This window comes from Candidatus Hydrogenedentota bacterium (genome assembly GCA_012523015.1).
GTDB lineage: Bacteria > Hydrogenedentota > Hydrogenedentia > Hydrogenedentales > CAITNO01 > JAAYBJ01.
Genome location: JAAYJI010000110.1, coordinates 1 through 3,788 on the forward strand (window position 1 = coordinate 1; position 3,788 = coordinate 3,788).

General features: G+C 52.6%; 6 protein-coding genes. All 6 read right to left on the reverse strand.

Annotation, left to right across the window (positions count from 1 at the left end; translation table 11 throughout):
- The coding region (locus GX117_04730) for a Gfo/Idh/MocA family oxidoreductase (protein ID NLO32648.1) at positions 1-1,283 on the reverse strand (1,283 nt) is incomplete at its 3' end.
- 179 nt (positions 1,284-1,462) lie between these two features.
- Positions 1,463-2,077 (reverse strand): hypothetical protein, encoded by a 615-nt coding sequence (locus tag GX117_04735; GenBank protein NLO32649.1) that lies wholly within the window; start codon positions 2,075-2,077, stop codon positions 1,463-1,465.
- 21 nt (positions 2,078-2,098) lie between these two features.
- The gene (locus GX117_04740) at positions 2,099-2,308 is read right to left on the reverse strand and encodes a hypothetical protein (protein NLO32650.1); all 210 of its coding nucleotides are present in this window, start codon (positions 2,306-2,308) and stop codon (positions 2,099-2,101) included.
- A gap of 18 nt (positions 2,309-2,326) precedes the next feature.
- A complete protein-coding gene (locus GX117_04745) occupies positions 2,327-2,509 on the reverse strand; it encodes a hypothetical protein (GenBank protein ID NLO32651.1) in 183 nt (60 codons plus the stop codon).
- A gap of 24 nt (positions 2,510-2,533) precedes the next feature.
- Entirely contained in the window at positions 2,534-3,415 is an 882-nt protein-coding gene (locus tag GX117_04750; GenBank protein ID NLO32652.1) for a hypothetical protein, read from the reverse strand.
- Positions 3,416-3,622: 207 nt separating this feature from the next.
- A partial coding sequence (locus GX117_04755) for a hypothetical protein (protein ID NLO32653.1) occupies positions 3,623-3,788 on the reverse strand: 166 nt, incomplete at its 5' end.

A 3,788-nucleotide genomic window follows, 5' to 3' on the forward strand; every position in this document is an offset into this window, starting at 1 on the left:
CGGTAGGGACAGCCCACCAGAGCATCTGCTTCTGCGTTGTTTGTCACGCGTTCCGTTACAGCGTCCCAATGCACTTCCGCCTTCGTACGCAAGGCAAGGTTGCCAAGATGGGCAACGGTCGAGACAAAATGACCAACTTCGACGTCCATGACAGGCGCTTCTCGGCTGCGTATACAGTCGAGGAAGTTTCGGATATGGGCGGGTCGTGCGTCGGCAGTGGATTCTTTTTGGAAGGCTTCCAATCCTGTTTTTTTCGGCTCAGGAATATATTCCCAGCCTCCCTCATGAATACGAACCGTAGCTTCCGTACCGCAGAAGAGCATGCCATGGGGATGCCCGCCCGGTCCCAAACCGCCCAACATCTGCTGCTCGAAAATCAAGGTATAGTCTTTGAATTCGTACAGCGCCGCTTGCGTATCGGGCGTTTCGCTGTTATCATCCAACACAAATCTTCCGCCTGTGGCGCTGACCCGTTGAGGCATCTCATAGCCCATACCCCACTGGCACACATTGAGCAGATGAACGCCCCAATCCGTCATGAGTCCTCCGGCATAATCCCAAAACCATCTGAAGTTAAAATGGAATCGGTTTTTATTGAAAGGTCGTTCGGCTGCCGGCCCCAACCACAGATCATAGTCCACGCCTTGCGGCGGCGCTTCGTCCGGGGGGTTGCCGATACCGCCAACCCAATCGAGATATGCCCAAGCCCGCACCAAACGAATCTTGCCTAAGTTGCCGGAATGAATAAAGTCAATGGCTTCCTGATAGTGTTCCCCGCTGCGCCATTGGGTTCCCATCTGCACCACCCGTTTATTCTCTTTTGCCGCGTCTAACATGGCGCGGCCCTCATCGATCGTTTTCCCGAGCGGCTTTTCACAGTACACGTCTTTGCCTGCTTGACAGGCGTAAACGGTGGGCAGTGCGTGCCAATGATCAGGCGTGGCAACGAGTACGGCATCCAAATCCTTGCGATCAATGACACGGCGAAAATCACGCACCATTTCCGGCGTGTATCCTCTGCGCCCTTCAATGAGTTTTGCCGCCTCTCCCATCATGGCATCATCCACGTCGCAAATGATCGGGCATTCCACATCATCGTTGTGCAGGAAAGCGGCAATGTCGCCGCGCCCCATGCCACCGCATCCTATGGCGCCAATGACAATTTTATCATTGGCGGAAACTTTTCGTCTTGTGCCCATGGCAAAGCCGGAACCGCCAAGCGCAGAGACTGCAACGGCAAGAGAAGAACGTTTTAAGAAGGAACGGCGCGAATTGTCAGACATCATGACTCTCCCATCTGCGGTGTTTTACGGAACCCGTATCTCGACAACTGATAAGCTTATGAATGTATCATAAGCCAAATACGAGCGCCAACAACACACGCGCCTGCAGCAGGCTTAGGCAACGAAAAGACCATAGACAAGGGTCACTGGGCTTCACGCTATACTGGAACACGAACAGCTCATTTTTGTTGGATCGCACGCAACTGACCACAAGCCGCGTCAATGTCCGCTCCCTGCTCTTTGCGCAACGTCACCTTGAGTCCTGATTGTTCCAGGGCTTCCATGAACTGCTTTTGTTTGGTAAATGGCGAAGAGTGATAAGGAAGATCAGGCACAGCGTTCCAAGGAATCAGATTGATGACGGTATCCAAGCCTTTCAGATAAGCGGCAAGAGAGCGGGCTTGCGGCACGCTGTCATTGATTCCATCCAGGAGTACCCATTCAACGGTAATCTGGCGGCTCCGCTCTTTTTGGTAGGTTTTCAGCGCCTCATACAGTACAGGCAACGGATAACGCTTATTCAACGGTACAAGCTGCGAACGTAATGCATCATCGGCAGCATGCAAAGAAACACTCAGGCGCACCTGCCGCGTTTCTTGGGTAAAGCGTTCTATGCCCGGTACATCACCGACCGTTGAGACGGTGATTTTGCGCGCGCCAATATGCAGCCCGTCCGGATGCGTCAACAGACCTATGCTTTTCATGACCGCATCATAATTTTGGAAAGGCTCGCCCATGCCCATGAACACAATATTGGGGCTTCCGTTTTTTTCCGATAGCCGCCCTTGAAGCATGCTCAGGGCTTGCTCGACAATTTAAGCAGGCGCAAGATTGCGCCGAAAGCCAGCCGTACCGGTAGCGCAGAAACGGCAGCCCAGCGCGCATCCCACTTGTGAGGACAGGCAGAGCGTAATGCGTGTACGCTGAGACAAAAAAACGGACTCAATCGTTTCGCCGTCAGCTAAGCGAAACAGGCTTTTCCGTGTTTTGGTTTTGGGCGAGTGCTGCTCTACCACAGGAGTCAAGGCAGTCACCGGAAGCATCTAGTTGGTGCGGCTTCGAGCCGCTTCGGGTATATTGGTCATGTCTTCCAGCTGAAAGACCTGTTTGCGGTGTATCCATTGGAATAGTTGGCGCGCACGCCAAAGACTTATCTGCAAACGCTCCGCCATTTCTTCGGGGAAAAGTCCGGTTAAGGCTTCCGCAGAAGAGGGTGTGGGGGACATGCTAAGCTTCCTCTCATCCATAATTTAGGGATTTAAATTCAATTCTTCCGCGGACGGGCCTTCTCCGGCGAAAATATCCACTTGCCTATACCGCGCCGCCCGAAGCAGTTCAACACGCTTTGCCAAATCGAAAAGATTGGGATCCAGTTCCGGATTCACCTCAACACGGCGCATGAGAAAGCGCATCCACGCGTCCTCGCCGGGAAAGACTGATTCAATCTCTGTGGCATAGCGCAGCCCTTCCTGTTCATGATAGGCTGTCTTAGTCGTTTTGGCAATTAGAGTGCCGTCCTCATCAAACAAGCTATTTTCCAAGAGCACCCACGGCGCGCCTTGAAGGAGAAGAATCCGTTTGCGCCAGGGGTGGCGCCCTCCTACCCACAGCTCCAACTCTACTTTTTGGCTCTCCGCATCAAAGGAAGTCATGCGCAGCCTCCGTTCGGGAAGCTGAGTCCACTGCTCCGGCTCAAACATTTCGCCCACAATCTCAGTAGAACTCAAGGTTGTGAACGAGGCTTCTTGATCCCGAAAACAATATTCCTTGCGGGTAGGAAATTCAAGGACAAAGGCATCGTCTACATAGGTCAGCTCAATGCCTCGGGTGCCATAGCGCCTGCCAATAATATTCAGATAATTGGGCGCTTGAAACAGGAGGCTGCTTTCCCGTGAAACTTGGATTGCTTCCATTTCCGGGATTTGCACCATAAATGTACCCGAAGCGCGGAAGGAATGCAACGCCGCCTCGTTCTCCGCCAAGCTCGTCAGGATCGTCTTTACAGAAGGCGCGCCTGCAGGCAGGGGAAGCCGCGCGACAGGGCTGCCCAAACTGACACAACCGCTCACAGCGCCCATCAGGATCAAAGCGGCTGCGCAAAGAAGGCTGCGTGTTATGATTCGTTCTTTCATGAATTGATTCTTATCCCATTGCTTATTGGCAGTTCATTTTATAGAGCTGAGACGGTGAACAAAGGCGCCCTTTCCGCTGTCCTTTATCTCGGTACAGGTTATTACGCTGCCATTTTATACTATTGTCTGCAATGGCAGAGAATGCATCCCTTATCCCGATCCCTTTGAAGAAGGCACTTCGGATTTTCTTGATCCCGAAACAAAATGTTATTCCTTGTCTTTTGTGTTCTCCGCCGACGGGGCAGGATGATCCGCCAATTCAAGGCTGATCGTGGTGACATGGGTGGGAGCACCTTGCAAGACAAGAATATGGAATTTAGGTGTATGGATTACCTCTCCCATCGTGGGGATATGTCCCGCCACATGGTTCACC